17 protein-coding genes are annotated in these 24,574 nt (G+C 64.8%); 13 read left to right on the top strand and 4 right to left on the bottom strand.

All coding sequences use genetic code 11. The annotated features are described in order from the left end of the window. Nucleotides 1-120: 120 nt before the first annotated feature. From C515_RS24035 to C515_RS0110930, 3 genes are all read right to left on the bottom strand, one after another. Nucleotides 121-261, bottom strand: coding sequence for a hypothetical protein (locus C515_RS24035; RefSeq protein WP_158380811.1), 141 nt, complete (start codon nt 259-261; stop codon nt 121-123). A gap of 316 nt (nt 262-577) precedes the next feature. Beyond that, nucleotides 578-1,960, bottom strand: coding sequence for a restriction endonuclease subunit S (locus C515_RS23100; protein ID WP_081686898.1), 1,383 nt, complete (start codon nt 1,958-1,960; stop codon nt 578-580). 55 nt (nt 1,961-2,015) lie between these two features. Continuing rightward, nucleotides 2,016-3,599: a class I SAM-dependent DNA methyltransferase gene (locus C515_RS0110930; RefSeq protein ID WP_028455572.1), complete on the bottom strand. Its 1,584-nt coding sequence runs from the start codon at nt 3,597-3,599 to the stop codon at nt 2,016-2,018. A gap of 205 nt (nt 3,600-3,804) precedes the next feature. On the opposite strand from C515_RS0110930, the gene C515_RS0110925 reads away from it, so the two are divergent. Beyond that, nucleotides 3,805-5,049 (top strand): spore maturation protein, encoded by a 1,245-nt coding sequence (locus C515_RS0110925; protein WP_028455571.1) that lies wholly within the window; start codon nt 3,805-3,807, stop codon nt 5,047-5,049. Between the two features lie 58 nt (nt 5,050-5,107). After that, nucleotides 5,108-5,983 (top strand): pirin family protein, encoded by an 876-nt coding sequence (locus tag C515_RS0110920; protein WP_028455570.1) that lies wholly within the window; start codon nt 5,108-5,110, stop codon nt 5,981-5,983. A gap of 70 nt (nt 5,984-6,053) precedes the next feature. On the opposite strand, the gene C515_RS20655 is transcribed toward C515_RS0110920, so the two are convergent. Then, nucleotides 6,054-8,189, bottom strand: a complete 2,136-nt coding sequence (locus tag C515_RS20655) for a TonB-dependent siderophore receptor (RefSeq protein ID WP_051304858.1) — start codon at nt 8,187-8,189, stop codon at nt 6,054-6,056. Between the two features lie 193 nt (nt 8,190-8,382). Here C515_RS20655 and C515_RS0110910 point away from each other — a divergent pair, with 193 nt between their 5' ends. The 11 genes from C515_RS0110910 (at nt 8,383) to C515_RS0110860 (ending at nt 24,519) form a co-directional block, all read left to right on the top strand. Further along, entirely contained in the window at nt 8,383-9,696 is a 1,314-nt protein-coding gene (locus tag C515_RS0110910) for a lysine N(6)-hydroxylase/L-ornithine N(5)-oxygenase family protein (RefSeq protein WP_028455569.1), read from the top strand. Further along, nucleotides 9,687-10,862 (top strand): MFS transporter, encoded by a 1,176-nt coding sequence (locus tag C515_RS0110905; protein ID WP_028455568.1) that lies wholly within the window; start codon nt 9,687-9,689, stop codon nt 10,860-10,862. The genes C515_RS0110910 and C515_RS0110905 overlap by 10 nt, the downstream gene beginning before the upstream one ends. Beyond that, nucleotides 10,849-11,472 (top strand): GNAT family N-acetyltransferase, encoded by a 624-nt coding sequence (locus C515_RS20650; RefSeq protein ID WP_051304857.1) that lies wholly within the window; start codon nt 10,849-10,851, stop codon nt 11,470-11,472. Before C515_RS0110905 ends, C515_RS20650 begins: the two co-directional genes overlap by 14 nt. Beyond that, entirely contained in the window at nt 11,469-13,292 is a 1,824-nt protein-coding gene (locus C515_RS0110895; protein WP_043649150.1) for an IucA/IucC family protein, read from the top strand. The genes C515_RS20650 and C515_RS0110895 overlap by 4 nt, the downstream gene beginning before the upstream one ends. A gap of 21 nt (nt 13,293-13,313) precedes the next feature. After that, nucleotides 13,314-14,039, top strand: a complete 726-nt coding sequence (locus C515_RS20645) for a siderophore ferric iron reductase (RefSeq protein ID WP_051304856.1) — start codon at nt 13,314-13,316, stop codon at nt 14,037-14,039. 297 nt (nt 14,040-14,336) lie between these two features. Continuing rightward, nucleotides 14,337-15,101 carry an ABC transporter ATP-binding protein gene (locus C515_RS0110885; protein ID WP_028455566.1) on the top strand — a complete coding sequence of 255 codons (765 nt, stop codon included), beginning with the start codon at nt 14,337-14,339 and terminating at the stop codon, nt 15,099-15,101. After that, the gene (gene fhuB, locus C515_RS0110880; protein WP_144290429.1) at nt 15,098-17,188 is read left to right on the top strand and encodes a Fe(3+)-hydroxamate ABC transporter permease FhuB; all 2,091 of its coding nucleotides are present in this window, start codon (nt 15,098-15,100) and stop codon (nt 17,186-17,188) included. The genes C515_RS0110885 and fhuB overlap by 4 nt, the downstream gene beginning before the upstream one ends. Nucleotides 17,189-17,192: 4 nt before the next feature. Next, entirely contained in the window at nt 17,193-18,050 is an 858-nt protein-coding gene (locus C515_RS0110875; protein ID WP_028455564.1) for an iron-siderophore ABC transporter substrate-binding protein, read from the top strand. Nucleotides 18,051-18,261: 211 nt separating this feature from the next. After that, nucleotides 18,262-19,287: a tetratricopeptide repeat protein gene (locus tag C515_RS0110870; RefSeq protein WP_028455563.1), complete on the top strand. Its 1,026-nt coding sequence runs from the start codon at nt 18,262-18,264 to the stop codon at nt 19,285-19,287. A gap of 77 nt (nt 19,288-19,364) precedes the next feature. Beyond that, a complete protein-coding gene (locus C515_RS0110865; protein WP_028455562.1) occupies nt 19,365-20,381 on the top strand; it encodes a tetratricopeptide repeat protein in 1,017 nt (338 codons plus the stop codon). 268 nt (nt 20,382-20,649) lie between these two features. Next, complete coding sequence (locus C515_RS0110860; RefSeq protein ID WP_043649147.1) at nt 20,650-24,519, top strand: DUF3683 domain-containing protein; 3,870 nt, start codon at nt 20,650-20,652, stop codon at nt 24,517-24,519. Nucleotides 24,520-24,574 lie beyond the last annotated feature (55 nt).

Genomic DNA, 24,574 nt, shown 5'->3' with positions numbered 1-24,574 from the left:
CCCGCAAGGGGATTTGCTGCGCGGCATAACCCACCGGAACGCTGCGGGGCAATATACCCACCATACTATGCTTTCGTAGCCATTGATTGGCAATGGCCGCATGAATATACCCTATAAACATCACACCACCTCCACCAGCGCTGCTTCGGCTTCGGGCAGGCGGAGCTGGCTGGAGATGGGGCGAATTGTAGGGTGGGTTAGCCGCGCGGCGGCGTAACCCACCGGAGCTACGCGGATAAATGACGGCTTAACTTGGTACATGGCATGGTGGGTTACGGCGTTCCGCCTAACCCACCCTACGAAAAACCGCATCATTACACCACCTCCGCCAGTGCAGCTTCAGCTTCGGGCAGGCGGAGCTGGCCGGAGATGAGGCGATTTGTAGGGTGGGTTAGCCGCGCGGCGATGCTCATTTTTGAGCAAATGTATGTCACGGCGTAACCCACCGGGACGCTGCGGGGCAATATACCAACCAGCCTATGCAGTCGTAGCCATTGATAATAAATGGCTGCATCAATATACCCTAGATGGTGGGTTACGGCGTTCCGCCTAACCCACCCTACGAAAAACCGCATCATCACACCACCTCCGTAAGCTGTGCTTCGGCTTCAGGGAGGCGGAGCTGGCCGGAGATGAGGCGTGGCAGTAGCGTGTCGCGCAGGGTGGCGAGGGTTTGGGCTTGTTTTTCATTTTCGACTAAGCGGTCGAATAATGGTTGAGCCACATTTACAAACGCCTCAATCACTTCCACAGGCGGCAAGACCAGCTCAATCGGGCGGAAGGCCTTTTTGCTAATCTCCATAAAAGTCGAGCCGTTTGCACGGTTTTTAATGACTTCCATGTTTTGGCGGCACCAGAACAGCATATAGAGCGGTGGCAAACGGCCTCCGGGTGGCATCGCAATGTAGCCTTGATTAATTGCCAGCGGAATTTGAGCGATTGCCAGATAGCCAATCGGGGCGCGCGACGACATCAGCAGGGAGCCTGTGGGCAGCAGACCAGAACTAATTTTGGCCAGTCCTTTTTCAGACACTTTCCGCTCTGTATCCAGCAACACCGGCGTATTAAGCCCTGACAGGTCTTTTGGCGAAGTCCAAGCTACCTCTGCCGGATTCCAGAACTCATCATTTTTGGTATCAGGGGTTGCGCCACCCACAGTTTCCACCGCATCGGCAATCGTGCCCCATGCCCACCCCTCCGGCACCGGGCCTTGTGGGGAAGCGGTGAAGGTGGCGGGGAAGAGGGTTTGTAGCTCGGGGGGGAGCGTGGCGGTTTGGGTGCCGGTGTTGGCGTGGACGGGATCGAAATCGACAAACCACGACTTGAACAGCGCCTGCGCCATCGCCTCCAGCGTCGCATTGGTCTCGCGCAACAGCGCAATCCGGTCGTCGAGGGCACGCAATACGCTCGCGATGTTTTTTTGAGATGCAAGAGATAATGCAGGTATTTTTAAATCTCCAATTTCTTGAAGATTGAAATTTGGTTGTGCTGACTGTGAAGCAGAACGCAATACCCAATCACGACAAGCTGGGGACTGCAATGCGTAGTGAATAAAGTATGGGTCGGCCACTTGTTCATTTAGCGAGATAATGCCGACAGCTTGATTTGTATTCGCAGGCAAATGCTCAGGCAACACTACTGCCGTTTTTCCCAAATAGACACCGGCCATTGAAAATAAAACGTTGCCGGCGCAAAGCTGAGAGCGCGCAAGTTTGCTATGCGTCTCTGAGTCAATGTATGCAAATTTGGATACATCAATCGAACCATCCGCTGTAATTGATTCAGATTTGATGTAATTGATGCCATGCTCGACGAAACCCTGGCCTTTTGTAGGGGTTGTTCCCTTCGTTATACGAACACTTAGGTCACGAAGTCGAATCCACTCATACTCAGCCCCGTAGGGCGCAATTACCGAAGGTATTGCGCCACAAGCCTTATCAGCAGAAGACTTCAGAGCCATACCCCCATCCGGCGCATTGCCGCTGCGCGGCAAATGCGACTTACCCATTTGCATCTCAGAACTCATACCCCAGCCCTCCCAGTTTCTGGCGGATTAGCTGGTCGAGTTCTGCGCCTTTGGCCATTTGTTCGCCGAGCTTTTCGGTGAGTGCGGTCATTTTGGTGGCAAAGTCTTCGTCGTTGTCTTCCACTTCCTCCGCGCCAACGTAGCGCCCCGGGGTGAGTACGTGGCCGTGTTCGGCGATTTCAGCGAGCTTCACGCTGCGGCAGAAGCCGGCAACATCCTGGTAAACCAGGTTTTCCTCCCCGGCCGCAAGCGGCACTTGGGCCTGCGGCCCGGCGCGCCATGCCAATACGGTATTGGCGATGCGGGCAATACCCTCGTCGTCGAGTTCGCATTGCACACGCGAAATCATTTTGCCGAGTTTGCGCGCGTCGATGAAGAGCACTTCGCCCTGGCGGGTGGTTTTGGTCTTAGATAGGAACCACAGGCAGGCAGGAATTTGGGTGTTGAAAAACAGCTGGCCGGGCAGCGCAATCATCACTTCGACCACGTCGGCATCGACCATGGCGCGGCGGATGTCGCCCTCGCTGTTCTGGCTGGACGACATCGAGCCGTTGGCCAGCACAATGCCCGCGCGGCCAGTGGGTTTGAGGTGGTAGAGCATGTGTTGCAGCCACGCGTAGTTGGCGTTGCCTTGCGGCGGCGTGCCATACACCCAGCGCGAATCGCCTTCCAGGCTGCCATGCCACCAGTCGCTGATATTGAACGGCGGGTTGGCGAGGATGTAGTCGGCGCGCAGGTCGGGGTGCTGGTTTTTGGTGAAGGTGTCACCCGGCTCCCGGCCGAGATTGAAGTCGATGCCGCGAATGGCGAGGTTCATCGCCGCCAAGCGCCAGGTGGTGGGGTTGGATTCCTGCCCGTAAATCGACACATCGCCCAGCTTGCCGCCGTGCGCTTCGATGAATTTTTCCGACTGCACAAACATGCCGCCCGAGCCGCAGCACGGGTCGTAGACCTTGCCCTGATGCGGGTCGAGAACAGAAACCAGCGTTTTGACGATGGATTGCGGCGTGTAGAACTGCCCGCCCTTTTTGCCCTCGGCGCTGGCGAACTGGCCGAGGAAGTATTCGTACACCTGGCCAAGAATGTCGCGGGCGATGGTCTGGTCTTCGCCGAAGCCGATGGTGGAAATCAGATCGACCAGCTCGCCCAGCTTGCCATCCGGTAGCGGGGCGCGGGCGTAGCGCTTGTCGAGAATGCCTTTCAGACGCGGGTTGTCGGCTTCGATCAGCGCCAGCGCGTCGTCGATGCGTTTGCCGATATCGGCCTGCTTGGCATTGGCGCGGAGTGCTTCCCAGCGCGCGGCTTCGGGCACCCAGAATACGTTGACTTCGCGGTAGTAATCGCGCTCTTCCAGCTCCTCGGCGAGCATTTCGTCATCGCAATCGTGCAGGAAGTAATCGTCGGCCTCGTCCTGAAAACGGCGGGTGAGCTCTTCACGCCGCGCCTGGAAGGTGTCGGAGACAAACTTGAGGAAAATGAGGCCGAGCACGAGGTGCTTGTATTCGGCGGCGTCCACATTCGCGCGCAGCTTGTCGGCGGCGGCCCAGAGGGTTTTCTTGATGTCGTCGAGCATGATTTCTTCTTTGACTTGGGGCTTGTTGCAGGCTGTCGGCAAGTATATCGCGAGGGCGCGCGGCCGGGATGGCGAATGCCCGCGGGTGCCCATCCCCGCCTGTTGCGGCCCGGTGAGTTCCGGCAGTTGCCCGAGGGCGCACAGGGCGCCAGCCTGCTAGACTGGTCGCCTTTACCTCCTGGCCGGCCGCGCGCCGCACCCCACCGTGCTCAATCTCATCTGGATCGCCTTCATCCTCGTCGGTTTTCTGGCTGCGCTGGCGCAGGCGCTGCAGGGCGATCTGGCGGTGTTTTCCCGCGTGCTCACCGGGCTGTTCGAGTCGGCCAAGACCGGTTTCGAGGTGTCGCTGAGCCTGGTCGGCGTGATGAGCCTGTGGCTGGGCATCATGAAGATCGGCGAGCGCGGCGGCGTCATCCAGCTTGGTGGTCGCCTGCTTGCCCCCTTCTTCCGCCGCATTTTCCCGGATATTCCGCCCGGTCATCCGGCCAGCGGCAGCATCGTCATGAATTTTTCCGCCAACATGCTGGGGCTCGACAACGCGGCGACGCCGCTGGGGCTCAAGGCCATGCGCGAGCTGCAGGACATCAATCCGCAGCAGGATACGGCGAGCAACCCGATGATCATGTTCCTGGTGCTCAATACCGCGGGCATCACGCTGATCCCGACCTCGGTGATTGCGGTTCGCACGGCCCTGGCGGCCAAGCAGGGCCTCGTCGGTTTCAACGCAGCGGACATTTTCCTGCCCACGCTGCTGGCGACCTTCGTGTCGTTCACGGCCGGCCTGATTGCCGTGGCCGCCTGGCAGCGCATCAATCTCTTCTGCCGCCCGGTGCTGGTCTTTTTCGCCGGCTTCGGCGCGCTGCTGGCGGCGCTCTATGCCTGGCTGCACGGCATGCCGGCCGAGCAGATGGCGCAAATGATCGGCCTGCTCGGCAGCGGGCTGATCGTGCTGATCATCGGCGCTTTCATCGCGGCCGCTGCCATACGGCGCGTCAATGCCTACGAGGCCTTCGTCGAAGGCGCGAAGGAAGGCTTCGGCGTTGCCGTGCAGATCATTCCCTACCTGGTCGCCATGCTGATCGCGATTTCGGTCTTTCGCACGACGGGCTGCATGAATTACCTGATCGACGCCATTGGCGCCGTCGCCGCCGCTGCCGGGCTGAACACCGATTTCGTCCCGGCGCTGCCGGTTGGACTGATGAAGATCCTCAGCGGCAGTGGCGCGCGCGGGCTGATGGTCGACGTGATGAGCACTTACGGCGTCGATTCCTTCCAGGGCAAGCTCGCCGCCATCATCCAGGGCTCGACCGAAACCACCTTCTATGTGCTGGCCGTCTACTTCGGCAGCGTGAACATCGTCAAGACGCGTTATGCAGTAGCCTGCGGCCTGATCGCCGATGCCGTCGGGCTGGTCGCGGCCATCGCCATCGCCTATGCCTTCTATCACTGAAATCAGCCGGCGCGAACACCATCCTCCCCCACTTGCGCTGCGCACCAAGGAGAACAGCATGAGCATTCTTGAACGCATTGCGCTGCGCGATGCCGATCTGGGCGACGGCCTGATCGTGCGGCGTGCGCTGCCCACCCGCCAGCGGCGCATGATTGGCGCCTGGTGTTTTCTGGATCACATCGGTCCGGTTGATTTCGCACCGGGCGCCGGGCTGCATGTCGGCGCGCATCCGCATATCGGCCTGCAGACCTTCACCTGGATGATCGAAGGCGAATTGCTGCATCGCGACAGTCTGGGCTCCGAGCGGCTGATCCGCCCCGGGCAGGTCAACCTGATGACCGCAGGCCGGGGGGTGGTGCACACCGAAGACACGCCAGCAGGAAACGCCCGACTGCATGCCGCGCAACTGTGGATAGCCCTGCCGCCGGAACTGGCCGACATGCCGCCGGCCTTTGCGCACTATGCCGAGGTGCCGGTTCGCGAAGAGGGCGGGGTGCGCCTGGCCTTGCTGGCGGGACGCTACGGGGAGCTGAATGCCCCGGCCAGCGTGCACAGCCCGCTGCAGGGTTTCGAGCTGGCCGGCACGCAGGGCGGCACCATCGCGATGACGCTGGAGCCCGGTTTTGAATACGGCCTCCTGCCGCTGTCGGGCCGGATGCGGCTTGGCGATGACGTGTTGAATGACGGGGAATTCGTCTATCTGGGCAGCGGCAATACGGCGCTGTCACTCACGCTGGCCGCCGGCGCCAGCGCCCTGCTGCTGGGCGGCCAGCCTTTCGCCGAGCCGGTGACGATGTGGTGGAATTTTGTCGGACACGACCGGGCCGCCATCAGCCAGGCCCAGCACGACTGGGAGAATGGCGCGGCGCGCTTTGGACCGGTCGGCGATGGCAGTGCGCCACGCCTGAGCGCTCCGCCACTGCCCTGGGCGTGATGGCGGCATGCTACCGCTGCATGCACGGCGGGGCTGCCGTGGCAGCCCCGCCGTGTTGGCCGACAAGTGCTTACCAGACGTATTTCAGCGAGGTCATCACGCTGCGGCCTTCGCCGAAGTAGCAGTAGTTCTCGCCGTAGCAGGCCGCCACATAGTCCTTGTCGAACAGGTTGTTGGCGCTCAGCTGCAATGAAACGCCTTTCATGCCCTCGATCCACTTGCCCAGCTCGACACTGGCCGAGAGGTCAAACAGCGTCGTGGACGGCACGGCCATCGTGTTGGCGATGTCGGCCCAGCTCTTGCCGATGTGGCGCACGCCCAGGCCCAGCCGGGTGCCGGCGGCCGGCGTCAGGTTCAGCCAGGCCGAGGCCAGCTGTTCGGGCGACTGGCGCGGGCGCTTGCCTTCGCTGCCGTCCGCGCCATTGCGGATTTCCATGTCGTTGCGCGTGTAAGCGGCATGCAGCGTGACGTACTTGCCCAGATCAAGCACGGCTTCCAGTTCGAGGCCGCGCGACTGCACCGTGCCCACCGGCTCGAAATGCGAGGCGCCGGGCACCATGCGGGCAACGTGTTCCTGATCGAGGTCGTAGAGCGCGGCGGTCAGCAGCAGGCCGGCATGCGGCTGGTACTTCACCCCGCCTTCCAGCTGGCGGCCGCGCGTGGGGCGCAGCACCTGGCCGTCGATGTCGGTATTGCTGCTCGGGTCGAAGGATTCGCTGTAGCTCAGATAGGGCGCGATGCCGTTGTCAAAGCGATAAAGCACGCCCAGGCGGCGGCTCCATTCGCCGCCGCTCCAGGTGGTGGTCGTCCCCGCGTCGGGGTCGTGCACCGAGGTATTGGCACGGTCATAGCGCGCACCGGCGGTGAAGCGCCAGCCGCCCAGCGCAATCTGGTCCTGCAGGTAAAAGCCGGTCTGGCGGAACTTGCGCACCCAGTTCATGCGCGCCGTGTCGCTGATGGCGTCGTTGCCGTAGACCGGATTGAAGGCATCGATATTGCCCACCGTGCCCCAACCCCAGAAGCCCTCGTTCTTGCGGTCCTGATAGTCGATGCCCAGCACCAGTTCGTGCAGCCAGTCACCGGTCATGACTGCGCCCTGCAGGCGGGTATCGACCGCCAGCCCTTTCAACTTCTCCTCCGAGAAGGAATACCCCCGATAAAGCTCGCTATCGTCCGCCCAGCCGGCCTGGTAGAACTGCTCCAGATCCATGTCGGAGCTGGTGTAGCGCAGGTTCTGGCGCACTTCCCAGGCCGGGGTGAAGCGGTGGGCGAACTGGTAACCCAGCATGCGCTGGCTGCGGTCGAACTGGTCGTGATCCGGTTCGCCATCGAAAAACTCGCGGCGGATTTTCCGGCCGGCGTGCTCGCTGACCGAGCCTTCATAGGGCGTGCCACTGTGAAACCCGCCCTCCGGGTCATTCTGCAGATAGGCCTGCAGCAGCAGCGCCGTATCCTTGTCGGGCTGCCACAGCAGTTGCGGCATGATGGCCAGGCGTTTTTCCTCGGCGTAGTCCTGCATGCTGTCGCCCTGCTTGCCGATGCCAGTCAGCCGCACGCTGACGGTATCGCTCAGGCCGCCAGCCAGGTCGAAGGCCAGCGCCCGCTGGGCATCGCTGCCGACGTCGACGCGCACTTCGCTGTGGCGGGCATGCTGCGGCTGCTTGCTGGTCAGCGCCACCATGCCACCCGGCGCGGCATTGCCATACAGCACCGAGATCGGGCCGCGCACCAGTTCGACGCGTTCGACAAAGTAGGGGTCGACCGCGAAGGCGCTGAAGCTGCCGGCATCGGACATCAGGCGCAGGCCATCGAGCACGGTATTGGCCATGCTGGTGTCGACAAAGCCGCGCAGCGCCACATAGTCATAGCGCGTGGCATTGCCGAAGAGGCCGGCGTAGGCGCCCGGCGAATAGTTGAGCGCCTCGACGATGGTCGACGGCATCTGCGCCTCGATTTGTGCGCGGGTCACCACGCTGACCGACTGCGCCAGCTCGCCCAGCGTGGTCGTGGTCTTGGTCGCCACGCGGCTGTCGCCGGCCGACCAGTTGCTTGCGTTGGCGGGCGCCCGGGCGGCGTCGCCGGCGACCACGTCCACCTCGGGAAGAATCACCGCGTCGCTGGCGTGCGCCATGGCGCCAGCCAGCGACAGGCCGGCCAGCCACAGGGCGCGGGCGAGTGGGGTGCGTACAAATCCAGCAGCTTTCATTTGATCCTCATCGTTGATCCAGGCTCTGTTGATCAGAACCCGGGCTTGCTAAACCGTGACGGATTTCACCGTCCTGACGAAGATCAAATGATAACGGTATTGATAACCATTGTCATTACCGTTTATGATGCGCCGCGTCATCACCGTGCGGCCCCCACCAGGCTGACGCGGCGTGAGCACTCTGGAGAAGCGCATGCACGACACGATCCACGACTTCATCGGCATTGGCCTGGGCCCCTTCAATCTTGGGCTGGCAGCCCTTTCGGTCCCCCTTGGCGGCGTGAATGCGCTGTTCCTCGACATGGCCGACGGCTTCAACTGGCACCCCGGCATGCTGCTGGACGACGCAACGCTGCAAACCTCCTTCATCGCCGATCTGGTCACGCTGGCCGACCCGACCAGCCCTTACAGCTTTCTGAATTACGCCAAGCAGGCCGGCCGGCTGTACGCCTTCTACATCAAGGAAGATTTTTTCCTGCTGCGCCAGGAATACAACCAGTACTGCCAGTGGGTCGCCGCGCAACTGCCCAATCTGCGCTTCCGGCAGTTTGTCGAGCTGGCGCGCTATGACGAGGCACGCGGCTGCTATGTGCTGAGCTGCCTGTGCACGCGCACCGGCCGCGTCAGCCAGTATCTGGCGCGCAAGCTGGTGCTGGGCACCGGCACCAAGCCGCAGCTGCCGCGCTGCTGCGACGGCGTGCCGGTGGTGCACAGCGGGCAGTACCTGCAGCACCGGGCCGGGCTGCAGCAGAAAAGGGCGATTGCCGTCGTCGGCAGCGGGCAGAGCGCCGCCGAGATCTACCTCGACCTGCTGAAAGACGCGCCCCGCCATGGTTATCGCGTCGACTGGATCACCCGCTCGCCGCGCTTTTTCCCGCTGGAGTACACCAAGCTCACGCTGGAAATGACCTCGCCCGACTACATCGACTACTTCCACGCCCTGCCCGCTGGCGTGCGGGACCCACTGCTCGCCGCGCAAAAGGGCCTCTACAAGGGCATCAACCGCACACTGATCAATGCGATCTACGACGAGCTGTATCGCCAGAGCCTCGCCGGCCCGCCGCCGTCGACGCTGCTGAGCAATACCGAAATGACCGCGCTGCGGCATGACCCCTACCGCGACGGCTACACGCTGGCGCTGCACCATCACGAAACCGGCCAGACCAGCGATTACCGCTGCGAGGCGCTGGTCGTGGCCAGCGGCTATGGCTATCAGGAACCCGCCTTTCTGCAAGGCCTCCAGCAGCGCATTGCACGCGATGCCGAGGGCCGGCTGGCCGTGCGGCGCAATTACAGCATCGACACGCAAGGCCGGGAGCTCTTCGTGCAGAACGCCGAGCTGCATACCCATGGGCTGGCTGCCCCCGACCTGACCATGGCCTGCCATCGCAATTCGGTGATCCTGCGCGAAATCCTCGGTCATGCGCCCTACCCGATCGAGGAGCGCGTCGCCTTCCAGACCTTCGGCATGCCGCAGCATGCGCGCCAGGAGGCGGCATGGGCCTGACATACTGGCTGATCGCCATGACGGCGGTGGCGGTCGTGGCCGACACCATGCTGCTGCCGTTTTACCCGCAGTATTTCGCCGAGCGCTTTGGCGTGACCGATCCCGAGCATATCGGCCTCTACACGGCGGCAATCTGCCTGGTGGCCATGCTGTCGCTGCCCATGTGGGCCCGGCTGGTGCGTCCCGGCGGCACGCTGCGGCTCTTGCTGTGGACGCAGGTTGGCGCAGGGCTCTTGTGCATCGCCTGCAGCCTCACCGACAGCCTCTGGGTGTTCTGGGCGCTGTCGCTGGCGATGATCGTGTTCAAGGCCAGCTATCTGCTCATTTATCCCTATCTGATGGAGGGCGTGGCCGATACCGACCATGCCCACACCATCGGGCTCTTGTCCATCGTCGTGCATTTCGGCCATATCGCCGGGGCAGTGCTGGGCGGCATGGTGCTGGCCTACTGGCCGCTGCAGCACGCCTTCCTGCTGATGGCGGTGGGCGATGTCGTGCAGATCGCCGTCTGCGCCGGGCTGATCCGGGCCGGCCTTGAGCGCCCCGCCGCCGCGCAGTCCACGCCGCCCGCCGGGCCGCTGCGCACTTCGCCGGGCATTCATGCGCTGGGCCTGCTCATGCTGGTGTTTTATTTCAGCGAATACCAGATCGTGCCCTTCTTCGTCGAGTACTGGAAACAGATCGCCCCGGGGCACGGCGTGCAGCTGGCGTCGTGGGTTTACGCGATTCCGGCCGGGATGGGCCTGATCGCCCTGTGGTTCAACCATCGCATTGCCCGTGGCGACTGGGCGCGCGGCATGCCCTTGTGCCTGCTGCTGGGGCTGGCCGGGCTGCTGCTGCAGGGCTGCGGCCAGCCGGCCTGGGTGCTGCTGGGCCGGGTGATGTTCGGCTGGGCCTCGTTCCAGCTGACCGTGCGGCTGGATGCGCTGATTTTCGAGCGCAGCACGCCGGCGGCCTACGCCCACGATTACAGCAAGATCAACATTTACCAGAACGTCGGCGTGCTGCTGTCCTACTACGGCGCCGGCTGGCTGGTCGGCAGCACCGGCCTGGCCGCGCCATTCTGGCTGGCGGCGGGCGGCTTCGTGCTGACGCTGCTGCTGCTGCCGCTGCTCAATGCTTCCCCACGCCCCCTCGCCCGGAGTACCGCCGATGTCCTGCCCTGATCCGCAGCGCGCCCTTGCCGCGCCCTTCCAGCATACAGTCACCGGTATTGGCCGCTTTCTCATTCAGCCGTTGAGGCGTGAAGACATACCCCTGATTCATGCTTGGGTCACCGCGCCGCGCGCCAGTTTCTGGGGCATGCAGGGCCAGACACTGGAGCAGGTCGCCGCCGTTTACCACGCGCAGATCGATTCGCCGCACCAGGCGCCCTGCCTCGCCTACTGCAACGGCGAGCCGGCCTTCCTGCTGGAAAGCTACGACCCGGCGCACGACGAGCTGGCTACGCACTACCAGGTACTGCCCGGCGATCGCGGCATGCACTTTCTGGTCGCCCCTGCCCCGGGCAAGCCGGTGCACGGCTTCACCCGCGCGGTGATGGACAGCATTCTCGCCTGGCTGTTCAGCGACCCGCTGACAACGCGCATCGTCGTCGAGCCGGATGTCTGCAACGAGAAGATCCACCCGCTCAACCGCGCCGCCGGCTTTGAATACCTGCGCACGCTCGAACTCTCCTACAAGACCGCCTGGTTTGCCGTGTGCACGCGTCAGGCCTATCTCAGGCACGCCCTTCCCCAAACCCTCCCGCAACCCTGCACGGAGACCTTTGCATGACCGCCCGCCTCCCCCATCCCCTGCCCGCCGACTGCCCGCACCTCAACCCCGCCGTCTGGAGCAAGGTCAACCGCCTGCTGGTGCGCAAGGCGCTCAGCGAATTCGCCCATGAAAGCCTGCTGCAGCCGGTGGAAACCGCCGCCGGCCGCTTCGTCGTGTTCAGCGATGACGCACGGATTGCCTACCACTTTGCCGCCGAGCGCCTGCCACTGAATCACTGGTCGATTCCCGCGGCATCGATCCGCAAGGAGGTCGCTGGTGTCGAGCAGCCGCTGGACGCGCTGCAATTCATGATCGAACTGCGCGCTACGCTGAAACTGCCAGACCATGTACTGCCGGTGTACCTGGATGAAATCAGCGCCACGCTGTACGGCAGCGCGTTCAAGCACGACCGGATCGCACCGAGCGCCGCCGAGCTGATCGACGCGGACTTCCAGACCGTGGAAACCGCGATGACCGAGGGCCATCCCTGCTTTGTCGCCAACAACGGCCGGCTGGGCTTTTCGGCCAGCGACTATCGCGCCTATGCGCCGGAAGCCGCGCAGCCTTTCCAGGTCGTCTGGCTGGCCGTGCACAGGGATCGCGCGACGCTGTCGATTTCCGCCGGACTCGATTACACCCAGCTGCTCGCCGAAGAACTGGGCGCCGAGCTGCTGGCGCGCTTTGGCGCGCGACTGGCGGAGCTGGGCCTGAACCGTGACGACTACCTGCTGATGCCGGCGCACCCCTGGCAGTGGCAGAACAAGCTGGCCATGGCCTTTGCTGCGGAAGTCGCCAATCGCCAGATCGTGTTTCTGGGCGCGAGCGACGACCATTACCTGGCGCAGCAGTCGATCCGCACCTTCTTCAATATCAGCGCCCCGCACAAGCGCTACGTGAAGACCGCGCTGTCGATCCTGAACATGGGCTTCATGCGCGGCCTGTCGCCCTACTACATGCTGGCGACGCCGGCGATCAACGACTGGGTGTACGCGCTGGTCGAGGCCGACGCCTACCTGCAGCAGCAGGGTTTTCACATCCTGCGCGAAGTGGCGGCGATCGGTTACCGCAACCCCTACTACGAAGCGGCGATCAAGGAAAACAACGCCTACAAGAAGATGTTCTCGGCCTTGTGGCGCGAATGCCCGCTGCAGCACGTCGGCGACGGTGAAAAACTGATGACGATGACGGCGCTGGTGCATCTGGACAACGACGGCCGCGCGCTGGTGGCCGAGCTGATCCGCGCGTCGGGCGTGTCGGCCGATCGCTGGGTGGATGGCTATCTGGACGCCTATTTCGCGCCGCTGCTGCACTGCTTCTACCGCCACGACATGATCTTCATGCCGCACGGCGAGAACCTGATCATGGTGATGAAGAATCATCGCCCGGTGCGCGTGCTGATGAAGGACATCGCCGAAGAGGTTGCCGTGCTCAACCCGGCCGTGGCATTGCCGGAGGTGGCGCAGCGCATCTCGACCCACATCCCGGACGACATGAAGACGCTGTGCCTGTTCATTGATGTCTTTGACGGCTATCTGCGCCATCTGGCCGCCATTCTCGATGCGCAGTGCAACTACCGCGCCGAACGCTTCTGGCACGCCGTGGCGCGCTGCACGCACCGCTACCAGAGCGAGCATCCGGAACTTGCCGGCCAGTTTGCCCGTTATGACCTGTTCGCCGCCGACTTCGAACATTCGTGCCTGAACCGCCTGCAAATGGCCAACAACCAGCACATGCTCAACCTCGAAGATCCGGCGGGCAGCCTGCAGATGGCTGGCCGGCTCGCCAACCCGCTGGCCACCTGGCGCGATCCGGCCAGCGTCGCGCCCGTGGCGGATTGACAGCGCGGATTGCAGCCAGGCATGAGCACCACGCAGGAACAGCTGTTCAGCACGCTCGCCGGCATCCTGCCGGCGCTGCAGGGGCGGCTTGCGCCGGCAGCGGCGGCGCAAAGCGATTTGCCCGCCCGGCTGCTCGCCCACTGGCGGACTGCCCAGCCGCAAGCCGGCCGCATCTACTGGGCGGCGCGCAGCTGGAGCATGCTGATCTGGCAGCCAGCCTACCTGTCGGTGCTGGCGGTGCATTGCGGCCAGGCCGCGCTGCCGCTGGCCGGCCTGCAACAGGATGTGCACGGCGGTGGCACGGCGGGCTTTGCCCTGCCCGCCAGCCAGCCCGCGAGCGGCGAGACGGCGCGGCTGATCGCCGCTGCGGCGGCAGCGCTGCTGGCCTATCAGGACGAACAGCTGCCGCTGCTGCAGTCCGCCCAGCCCTATTCGGCCTATCAGGCCAGCTGCCTCACCGTCGATTGCGTGCTCAGCGCGCTGCAGCTCGCCAGCAGCACGCTGGGCTGGGACAGCCGCACGGAACTTGCCTGGATGGAAGTCTGGCTGGCCGCGCTGCGCCTGCCGCGCCACGGCCGGCTGATGGCGGTGGAACTACCCGATGGCCAGTGCCGGACCGCGCTGGACCGCAAGGGTTGCTGTCAGCATTTCCGCATTCCCGGCGCCGAGGCCTGCAGCAGCTGCCCGCGCTGGCCGGCTGCGGAACGGTTGCAGCGCATACGCCAGGAGCTGCAAGCCAGCGATTGATCCTGCTGCCACTCTCAGCTCCCGCACAAATTCAATGCCAACAAAAAACAACCTGATTAGCAAGACCCTTCGGCTTTCTGGCCGTCATTCCGGCGAAGGCCGGAATCCAGAAGGGTTAACGAAACGTTTGCAGTCTGGATGCCGGCCTTCGCCGGCATGACGGGCTGTTGGTGAATGCTTGCCGAGGCTGCTTTTCAGTCAGCAAAAACAAACAGGTATATCACCGGAGCCATTCACTAAAAAGGGCTGCACGGCAATACCCCATGCAGCATCACACACATTGCATTACGGAACCGCATGTACCAGATCGATTCGCTGCAGGTCGTCCGCCAGGGGCGCACGCTGCTCGACATTCCCCGCCTGAGCCTGCCGGCACAGGGCCTGACCGTCATCCTTGGCCATAACGGCTCGGGCAAGTCCACGCTGATGAAACTGCTGGCCGGGCAAGCGGCGCCGGACCGCGGCTCGGTGCTGCTCGATGGCCGGCCGCTGGCCGCCTATCGCCCGCGCGAGCTGGCCCGGCGCGTGGCCTATATGCCGCAGCAGATTCCGCAAACGCACATGCTGGCGGTACGCGAACTGGTCGAGCTGGGGCGCTTTGCCTGGCGCGGCTGGCTGCAGCGCTGGCGGCACGATGATCGCCGGCTTGTGCAACAGGCGCTGCGCGAAACCGGTGTCGAGCATCTGGCCCGGCATTGCCTGGACGAAATCTCCGGCGGCGAGCGCCAGCGCGCCTGGCTGGCCATGCTGCTGGCGCAGGGCTCGCCGCTGCTGCTGCTGGATGAGCCCAGTTCGGCACTCGATCTGGCGCACCAGTACGGCATGCTGCAGCTGCTGCGCGGCCTGGCCGATCGCCACGCCTGTGCGGTGATCGCCATCCTGCACGACCTCAATCTGGCGCTGCGCCACGCCGACCGCATCATTGCCCTGCAGCGCGGCGCAATCTGGTTCGACGGCAGCCCGGCCGGGCTGCTGGCGCATCCGCGTCTGGCCGAGCTCTACGGCATCGAGCTCGACATCGTGCATCGGGCCGGCAAGCACCCCGTGGCGGTGGTGGCATGAGCACGCGCTTGAAACGTGCGGCACACCCCGTGATCGTGGCTCGGGCGGTGCTCGACATCCTCATGGGCTGTCTGACTGCTGTGCTTGCTGTGCTCCGGCCTGGCGGCGCTGACGGGGGTTCGCCACGCCCGAGACACGCGCGGCGGCACGCGACGCTGCCGCTGCTGGCCGGCGCCGGCCTGCTGCTGGGCTTTGTCCACCTGCAGATCGATACGCCGCTGACGCTGGGCGAACAGTGGCGCACGCTGCAAGGGCTTGCCCCGCAGTCGGTCGATGCGCTCGTTTACCTGCATGCGCGCTGGCCGCGCCTGCTGATGGCGCTCGTGCTGGGTGCGGCGCTGGCCCTGTCCGGCAGCCTGCTGCAGCAGCTGACGCGCAATCCGCTGGTGTCGCCGATGACGCTGGGCAGCTCGGCCGGCGCCTGGTGCGCCATCGTGCTGGGCGGACTGCTGCTGCCGGCCGCCTGGCGCCTGCCCGTCGAGGTGCTGGCGCTGGGCGGCAGCCTGCTGGCGCTGCTGCTGGTGGCCGCGCTGGTCGGCTGGCGGCAGATGCACGGACTGGCGGCGATTCTGGCCGGCACGGCGGTCAATCTGCTGCTGGGCAGCGTGGCCAGTATCGCCGTGATGATGAACGACCAGTACAGCCGTTCGCTGCTGGTCTGGGGTGCGGGCGATCTGGCGCAGAACGACTGGTACTGGCTGACCTGGCTGTGGCCGCGCCTGCTGCCTGCCTGCCTGCTGCTGCCGCTGCTGCTGCGGCCCCTGCGGCTGATGCAGCTGGGCAGCGATGCGGCGGCGGCAGCCGGGCTGAATGTGGGCCGGCTCACCCTGATCGTCAGCCTGCTGGCGCTGTGGCTGAGCGGCCTCGCCATCAGTGCGGTGGGGCTGATCGGTTTTGTCAGCCTCCTGGCACCCAATCTGGCGCGGCTGTGCGGCGCGCACCGACCCGGCGCCAATCTGCTGTATTCGGCCGTGCTGGGCGCGCTGGCGCTGCTGGCGGCCGATGCGCTGGCGCTGTATGCCTCGGCTCGCCTGCCCGACAGCCTGCCCAGCAGTGCGGCGGTCGGCCTGATCGGCGCACCGGCGATGATCTGGCTGTGCCTGCGGCAAAGGCTGGTCGGCGGCCAGGCCGGCGAGGCGCCCGGCGGTCCGCGCCGCCAGCCCCTGCCGCTCCCCGTCTGGATCGCGCTGTGCCTCGCGCTGCTGGCATTCAGCGCGCTGTGCGGTCGCGATGCCTGGGGAAACTGGATGCTGGCCTGGCCGGATAGCGGTCTGTGGGCACTGCGCTGGCCGCGGCTGCTGGCGGCCTGTGCCGCGGGAGCCGGGCTGGCGATTGCCGGCGTCATCCTGCAGCGGCTGCTGAACAATCCGCTGGCAAGTCCGGATCTGCTGGGCATTTCCTCGGGCGCCAGCCTGGGCATGCTGGCCGGGCTGGCCTTCGCGCCAGACCTCTCGCCCCATCTCTTCGCCACACTGGGCGCGGCCGTGATCCTGCTGGCGCTGGGCTGGCTCGCGCCGCGCCATGCACCGGCCCGGCTGATCCTGCTGGGCGTGGCGCTGTCGTCCCTGCTGGAGGCGGTGCTGCAGTTCGTGCTGGCCCAGGGCAACAACGACAGCTTCCGCCTGCTGAACTGGCTGGCGGGCTCGACCTATCACAGCACTCCGGCGCAGGCCCTGTGGCTGCTGGCGCTGGTCATCGTCTTCGGCGCACTGGCCGGGCTGGCCTCACGGGTGCTGCTGCTGTTCGCCATCGGCGAAGCCAATGCACGCTCGGGCGGGCTGGATACCGCAGCAGCGCGGCTGGGCCTGCTGCTGCTGGTGGGGCTGATCAGCGTGGCCATCAGCAGCCAGTTCGGCCCCATGGCCTTTATCGGGCTGGTCTTGCCGCAACTGGCCAGCCTGCTCGGCGCGCGCCGTCCGCAAGCACAGCTGCTGCTCGCCGCCTTGCTCGGCACGGCCGCGCTGGCGCTGGCCGACTGGGCCGGGCGCACCCTGATTTTCCCGGCCCAGCTGCCCGTGGGCGCGCTGGCCTCCGTCGCCTGCGGCGCCCTGCTCTTGCTGGCCGTTCTCAAACACCGCCGGATCTGACGCCATGCACCTGCTTGTCCTGATCGTTTTCTCCTGCCTGCTGGGCCTGCCCGGCTTGTCCTTCGCGCAATCGCCGCGCGTGATCGCGCTAAGCTGGGAAGCCAGCGAATACCTGCTGGCACTCGGCGTGACGCCGCTGGCGATTGCTGACCGCGACGATTACCGCCACTGGGTGGTCGAGCCGCCACTGCCGGCCGGTGTGCTCGACGCCGGCAGCCGCCTGGAGCCGAATCTGGAGCGCATTCATGCGCTCAAGCCCGAGCTGATCATCATCAACCCGGCGCTGGCCGGGATGCAGCCCACGCTGCAGCGCATCGCACCGACGCTGCTGCTCGATGCCTTTCGCGCTGATCACGACAATGCACAGCAGGCCGAACGCCTGCAGCGCCAGCTGGCGCAGCGGCTGGGGCGCCTGGCGCAGCATGAGGCCTTCCTGCGCGCGCAGCAGCAAAAGCTGGCGCGCCTGCGCGCGGCGCTGCTGGCACGGCACGGCGCGACCGCGCCAGCGGTCTGCATCGTGCGCTTCGCCTCGGCGACCAGCTTCTGGGCCTATGGCGAGAACTCACTGCCGCAGGCCGCGCTGCAGGCGCTGGGGCTGCGCAATGCCTGCCCGCAGCCCCGTTCGGCCTGGGGAGCGCGGCTGCGCAAGATTCCCGACCTGCAGCAAGTCGGCGCGGGCACGCTGCTGCATGTACCGCCCTTTGACCAGCAGGCGCAGCTGGCGCGCAGCCCGCTGTGGCAATCGCTGGAGGTCGTGAAAGCCGGGCGCTTTCATGCGATGGCCCCGGTGTGGACCAATGGCGGCCTGTATTCGATCGGCCGGCTGGCCGAAGCGATTACTGCAGCGCTCGCCACCCCGTAAACAGCCCGTCACCAGGCGGCAAGACAGGCACCGGGCCACCCGTCAGACAACTGGCGGACAGGACTTGCGGGCGGCCCGCCAGCAGGAATACTCACAATTCCAGCCCGAGTCCGAATCGATTATGATGGCGGCCACTCCTGCTTCCCCGCCCGAAGCACGGCAAGCGGCCACATCGGGCCGGCTGCCGCAGCCCAGGAACCCCGCCCCCATCATGAGCACGACCGCCTCCGCCGACATCGACCAGCTCCTGCTTCAGTCGCGCGAACTGGCGTTTGCCAATCCGCAGGATGCACTGCGCCTGGCGCAGCAGGCCGCGCAGCAGGCCGAACAGGGCCGTGCCTACCGCGAGCTGATCGCCGCACAGATCCAGGTCATGGGCCTGCTCTTCAATCTGGGCAATCTGCACGAAGGCGGCGAATGGCTGATGAAAGCGCTCACCGTCGCCGAAACCCACGACCTGCACCCTGAACACGGCTATCTGCTGGTGCAGCTGGGCATCCTGCATTACACCCTGGGCGAAAACGAGGAAGCGCTGGACTACTGGACCGACTGCCTGGATTACAGCAACCCGCTGTTCAGCAACGCGGCGCGCATCAACGCGCACATCGGCACCGGCCAGATTTACTACGCCTACGGGCAGTATGCCGATGCCCTGCGCCATCACCATCAGGCCCGGGCGCTGCTGCGTGCCGACATCGCCGCCGACCTGCGGGCCGCCGTGCTGATCAATCTGGCCGCCGACTGCAACCAGCTGGACGACTTCGCAGGCATGGCCGAGGCGCTGGACGAGGCCGAGCGCATCACCCGCGCCAGCGGCCACCTCAATTACCTGGGGGAAGTCTGTTACTACCAGACGCTGCTGGCGCTGGCGCGCAATGACCCGGCGACCGCCAGCCGCTACGCCGCCGAGGGCGCGAGCATGCGCAATATCTGTGTCTGGAGCGAAATCAGCAACCTCATCGCCCAGGCACAGATCAGACGGCTGGCCGGCGACAGCGCGGGCGCGCTGCAAATCCTGCTGACCGCGCTGGAGCGTTCGGAAGCGACGCGCTGCGACCATCACCTTTTCCTGGTCTACCGCCAGGTGGCGGCGCTCTGCCACGAGCTGGGCGACTTCACGCAAAGCGCCCACTACCACCGGCTGTATCAGGAACAGTCGCAGAAGGTGACCACGGCCAGCGTACTGGCCAAGCTAGCCATCCTCGAAGCAAAGTTGCACGCACAGAACAAACCCTGAGCCGGCGACCGGCAAAACGCGCAGGCGGCGGGCAAGACTGCTATGCTGGTCCCCTGACCCATCCGCCTCATTCCGGCATGACCCAGATCGCAGACCTCGACCGCCTGATTGCGCGCGCCCGCAAGCTCACGCACTCGCATTGTGCCGAGTCGCTGGCGCTGGCTGCCCAGGCGGCGGAAAGCGCCGCGGCGCTGAGCGACGCCGCCCGCCAGGCGCAGGCGCTGTGTGCGCTGGCAGTGGCCTACTTCATGCTCGGCAATACCGAGCAAAGCTTTGCCAGCCTCGCCAGGGTGCGCGAACTCGCGGACAGCGCCGCAATCGGCACGGCCGAAGGCGACGCCGTGCAGCTCACCGCCCGCAATCTCTATACGCAGGGCGAATACGCGCAGGCGCGCGAATACTGGCAACGCTGCCTGACCATGCCGGACGACGCCATCACGCTGGAAGACCGCGTGCTCGCGCACATTGGCCTGGGCCAGCTCTATTACGCGCACGAGCATTATGAAACAGCGCTGGCGCACCACCAGGAAGCCGAAGAGCTCGCCGCCAGCTCGGCCGACTATCACCTGCAAAGCGGCATCCTGATCAATATCGCCGCCGACCTGATCCAGCTCGGCCGCCACCAGGACGCGCATGCGGTGCTCAAGGATGCGCTGCCGCTGGTGCGCGCCGACCAGAACTACGAATACGAAGCCGAAATTTACTCGCACATCGCCACGCTGCAGCTCAAGCAGGGCGAGCATGACAAGGCGCGCATGACGGTCATGGTGGCGCTGAAGATCAACCGCCTGCACGCCAAGCAATGGGCCGAGGCCACCAATCTGGTGCTGCTGGCGCGCTGCTATCTGGCCGGGCGCGACTTCGCCCATGCCCGCGACCTGCTCAGGCAGGGACAGTCGCTGGCCAGCGCGCTGAATGCCCAGCACCTGCTGCTGACCATCCTGGGCTGCCGCATCGAGCTGGCGCAGCAGGAAAACGATCTGGACGAAGTGGCGCGGCTGCGCACGCGTCACGAGCAGCTGCGCCAGTCGCTACTGGCCGCCGGCAATGACGAAGCGCTGCACACGATGGAATTGCGCTTCGAAACTGCCTGATACCCAGCACCGTGTAGCCCTGCAGCCAAACCAGAGACTAGGGTTTACCCGTATACCCATTATTGCAGTCCACGAACCCGCCTGCACGCCGCATTCTGACCGCATAGGCGACGCCCCGCGCGGGCGCCAGTAGCGGGAAACAACAGCGCGGAAAATGCGACCTGCCCTGCCGCAACGCAAGAAGCCCACACGAAATTTGCACCTTTTGCCACGGCAAATTCCTTTAAAATCCGGTTTTGCACCATTCTTCCCCCCCGGATTGCCTGCCATGACCGAACAAAGCGTCATTCTTGAGCATACGCACGACCGACTGCGCGAAATTCCGTACAACTACACCTCGTTCTCCGATCGCGAAATCGTGATCCGCCTGCTGGGCGAGGAAACCTGGCGGGTGCTGGACCAGCTGCGCCAGGAGCGCAAGACGGGTCGTTCCGCACGCATGCTGTTCGAAGTGCTGGGCGACATCTGGGTGGTGAAGCGCAATCCCTATCTGCAGGACGACCTGCTCGACAATCCCAAGCGCCTGCAGCTGCTTGTCGACGCCATGCATCACCGCCTGGCCGAAATCGAGAAGCGCCGCCAGGACAACGAGCGCGTCGGCATCCTGATCGCGCGCACGCGCCAGGCCGTCGACGCCTTCGAGCGCGAATTCCGCGACATCGGCAGCCTGCGCAAGAAGGTGATGAAGCGCATGGGTGCCATCACCCGCCGCGACAACATCTGCTTCGACGGTCTGGCGCGCGTGTCGCACGTCACCGACGCCACCGACTGGCGCGTCGAATACCCGTTTGTGGTGCTCAACCCCGATACCGAAGAGGAAATGGCGCCGCTGGTGGCCGCCTGTATCGAGCTGGGGCTGACCGTGATTCCGCGCGGCGGCGGCACCGGCTACACCGGCGGCGCCGTGCCGCTCACGCCGATGTCGGCCGTCATCAATACCGAAAAGCTCGACCGCCACAACGGCGTGGAAATGCGCCAGATTCCGGGGGTCGATCATGAGGTCGCCACCATCCAGTGCGGCGCCGGCGTGGTGACGCGCCGCGTGATGGAAGCCGCCGAGGAAGTGGGCCTGGTGTTTGCCGTCGACCCGACCTCGGCCGACGCCTCGTGCATCGGCGGCAATGTGGCGATGAACGCCGGCGGCAAGAAGGCCGTGCTGTGGGGCACCGCGCTCGACAACCTGGTCAGCTGGAAAATGGTCGACCCGGACGGCAACTGGAAATTCATCGAGCGCATGGATCACAACCTCGGCAAGATCCATGACGCCGAATTCGCCACTTTCCGCGTCACCACCTATAAACCGGATGGCAAGACGCAGCTCAGCGAAGACATGCTGCAGGTGCCCGGCAGCCAGTTCCGCAAGACGGGGCTGGGCAAGGACGTCACCGACAAATTCCTCGCCGGCCTGCCCGGCGTGCAGAAGGAAGGCACCGACGGCCTGATCACCAGCGCGCGCTTCATCCTGCACCGCCTGCCGGCGCACACGCGCACGGTGTGCCTGGAATTCTTCGGCACCGTCGCGCAGGCGACGCCGGCCATCGTCGAAATCAAGGATTATCTGGATGCCCACCCGGCCGTGCAGCTCGCCGGGCTGGAGCATCTGGACTGGCGCTATGTGCGCGCCGTCGGTTACGCGACCAAGGCCAAGTCCAAGGGCCGCCCGAAAATGGTGCTGATCGCCGACATCGTTTCGGACGACGAGAACGCGGTGGGCGAAGCCGCCAGCCATGTGGTGCGGCTGGCGAACGCCCGCGTCGGCGAAGGCTTCATCGCCGTCACCGCCGACGCGCGCAAGAAATTCTGGCTGGATCGCGCGCGCACCGCGGCGATCGCCAAGCACACCAATGCCTTCAAGATCAACGAGGACGTGGTGATTCCGCTGCCGCGCCTGGGCGATTATTCGGACGCCATCGAGCGCATCAATATCGAGCTGTCGATCGGCAACAAGCTGGAGCTGCTCGACGCCTTCACCGAGTTCTTTGCGCAGGGCCGGCTGCCCATCGACGCGGCCGATGCCCCGGTCGGCCACGACGTGCTGATCGGCGACCGCCGCGAAACCGCGCTGCAGCTCATTGCCCGCACCCGCGCGCACTGGCAGTGGATACGCGACAACCTGGATGCGGCCTTCGAGCTATACACCACCGCGTATCCGGATGCACCCCTTGAGCGTGAATTCTCGCAGGAAGATACCCCGCAAAGCGTTTTCCACGCCATGCGCGACTTCATCCTGCGCATGAGCTGGAAGCGCGAGCTGCAGGCCGAGCTGGAAACGCTGTTTGCCGGGCGTACCGACAAGCCGATTCTCGATGCCATCGCCGCCATCCACCAGAAGGTGCTCAAGGGCCGCACCTGGGTGGCGCTGCACATGCACGCCGGTGACGGCAATGTGCACACCAATATCCCGGTGAACTCCGACGACTACGAGATGCTGCAGCGCGCCCACCATGCCGTCGCGCGCATCATGGCCGTCGCGCGCGAGCTCAACGGCGTGATTTCCGGCGAGCACGGCATCGGCATCACCAAGTACGAGTTCCTGACCCGCGAGGAACTCGCGCCCTTCGAAGCCTACAAGCAGAAGGTCGATCCGCACGGCCGCTTCAACAAGGGCAAGCTGCTGCCGGGCTCGGACCTCGCCAACGCCTACACGCCGTCGTTCTCGCTGCTGGGCGCGGAATCGCTGATCCTCGAGCAATCCGACATCGGCTCGATCTCGAACATGGTCAAGGACTGCCTGCGCTGCGGCAAGTGCAAGCCGGTGTGCACGACGCACGTGCCGCGCGCGAATCTGCTGTACTCGCCACGCAACAAGATTCTGGCGACCGGCCTCTTGACCGAAGCCTTCCTGTACGAGGAGCAGACGCGCCGGGGTATCTCGCTCAAACACTTCGAGGAACTGGGCGACGTGGCGGACCATTGCACGGTATGCCACCGCTGCGTGAATCCCTGTCCGGTGAAGATCGACTTCGGCGATGTGTCGGTGGCCATGCGCAACTTCCTGAGAAAGGAAGGCAAGAAGAAGTTCAACCCGACCACCGCGATGGCGATGGGCTTTTTGACGCTGAAGGACCCGGCGACGATCAAGCTGATCCGCAAGGTCAGCATCGAGTGGGCGTACAAGGCGCAGCGCCTGGGCTACCAGCTGGGCAAGCGCTTCGGCCTGACCAGGTCCGTGCTCAGGCAACCGCCGGCGACCACCGGCGGGAAGCCGCCGGTGAAGACGCAGATCATCCACTTCATCAACAAGCCCATGCCGGGCAAGCTGCCGAAGAAGACCGCGCGCGCGCTGCTGGACATCGAGGACGATACCGTCATTCCGGTGATCCGCAATCCGCGTGCGGCAGAGGACAGCGAAGCGGTGTTCTACTTCCCGGGCTGCGGCTCGGAGCGCCTGTTCAGCCAGGTGGGGCTGGCCACGCAGGCCATGCTCTGGCATGTCGGCACCACCACGGTGCTGCCGCCGGGCTATCTGTGCTGCGGCTATCCGCAGGCGTCGGCGGGGTATGACGACAAGGCCGACAAGATCACCATGGAAAACCGCGTGCAGTTCCACCGGCTGGCCAACACGCTGAACTACCTCGACATCAAGACAGTGATCGTGTCCTGTGGCACCTGCATGGACCAGCTGCAGAAGTATCGCTTTGAAGAGATCTTCCCCGGCTGCCGCCTGCTCGACATCCACGAATACCTGCTGGAAAAGGATGTGAAGCTCGCCGGCGTGCAAGGCGTGCAGTACATGTACCACGAGCCCTGCCACACCCCGATGAAGACCATCAAGGGCGTGGATGCCGCGCAGCAGCTGATGGGCCAGCGCGTCGACCTCAACGACCGCTGCTGCGGCGAATCCGGTTCGTTCGGTGTGTCGCAACCGCACATCGCCACGCAGGTGCGGTTCCGCAAGCAGGAAGAAATGGAGAAAGGCGCGGCGAAGCTGCGTGCGGCCTCGGGTGGCCAGGATGAGGTGAAGATCCTGACCTCCTGCCCGGCCTGCCTGATGGGCCTGCAGCGCTACGATGATGACGCCAATACCACGGCCGATTACATCGTCGTGGAAATGGCCAAGCACATTCTCGGCGAAAACTGGATGCCGGAGTATGTGGAACAGGCGCGCAGCGGCGGCATCGAGCGCGTGCTGCTCTGATCTCGTGACTCCCCGAGCACAACGGGCCGCATTGCGGCCCGTTGTGCCATCCGGC

Source organism: Chitinilyticum litopenaei DSM 21440 (assembly GCF_000428145.1).
Classification (GTDB): Bacteria; Pseudomonadota; Gammaproteobacteria; order Burkholderiales; family Chitinibacteraceae; genus Chitinilyticum; species Chitinilyticum litopenaei.
This window is presented reverse-complemented; position numbering and strand designations above follow the sequence as displayed.

Excerpts from the sequence above, each read along its gene's own strand:
- C515_RS24035 (WP_158380811.1), bottom strand. The coding sequence starts at position 261 with ATGTACCAAGTTAAGCCGTCATTTATCCGCGTAGCTCCGGTGGGTTAC.
- C515_RS23100 (WP_081686898.1), bottom strand. The coding sequence starts at position 1,960 with ATGGCTCTGAAGTCTTCTGCTGATAAGGCTTGTGGCGCAATACCTTCG.
- C515_RS0110930 (WP_028455572.1), bottom strand. The coding sequence starts at position 3,599 with ATGCTCGACGACATCAAGAAAACCCTCTGGGCCGCCGCCGACAAGCTG.
- C515_RS0110920 (WP_028455570.1), top strand. The coding sequence starts at position 5,108 with ATGAGCATTCTTGAACGCATTGCGCTGCGCGATGCCGATCTGGGCGAC.
- C515_RS20655 (WP_051304858.1), bottom strand. The coding sequence starts at position 8,189 with ATGAAAGCTGCTGGATTTGTACGCACCCCACTCGCCCGCGCCCTGTGG.
- C515_RS0110910 (WP_028455569.1), top strand. The coding sequence starts at position 8,383 with ATGCACGACACGATCCACGACTTCATCGGCATTGGCCTGGGCCCCTTC.
- C515_RS0110905 (WP_028455568.1), top strand. The coding sequence starts at position 9,687 with ATGGGCCTGACATACTGGCTGATCGCCATGACGGCGGTGGCGGTCGTG.
- C515_RS20650 (WP_051304857.1), top strand. The coding sequence starts at position 10,849 with ATGTCCTGCCCTGATCCGCAGCGCGCCCTTGCCGCGCCCTTCCAGCAT.
- C515_RS0110895 (WP_043649150.1), top strand. The coding sequence starts at position 11,469 with ATGACCGCCCGCCTCCCCCATCCCCTGCCCGCCGACTGCCCGCACCTC.
- C515_RS20645 (WP_051304856.1), top strand. The coding sequence starts at position 13,314 with ATGAGCACCACGCAGGAACAGCTGTTCAGCACGCTCGCCGGCATCCTG.
- C515_RS0110885 (WP_028455566.1), top strand. The coding sequence starts at position 14,337 with ATGTACCAGATCGATTCGCTGCAGGTCGTCCGCCAGGGGCGCACGCTG.
- fhuB (WP_144290429.1), top strand. The coding sequence starts at position 15,098 with ATGAGCACGCGCTTGAAACGTGCGGCACACCCCGTGATCGTGGCTCGG.
- C515_RS0110875 (WP_028455564.1), top strand. The coding sequence starts at position 17,193 with ATGCACCTGCTTGTCCTGATCGTTTTCTCCTGCCTGCTGGGCCTGCCC.
- C515_RS0110870 (WP_028455563.1), top strand. The coding sequence starts at position 18,262 with ATGAGCACGACCGCCTCCGCCGACATCGACCAGCTCCTGCTTCAGTCG.
- C515_RS0110865 (WP_028455562.1), top strand. The coding sequence starts at position 19,365 with ATGACCCAGATCGCAGACCTCGACCGCCTGATTGCGCGCGCCCGCAAG.
- C515_RS0110860 (WP_043649147.1), top strand. The coding sequence starts at position 20,650 with ATGACCGAACAAAGCGTCATTCTTGAGCATACGCACGACCGACTGCGC.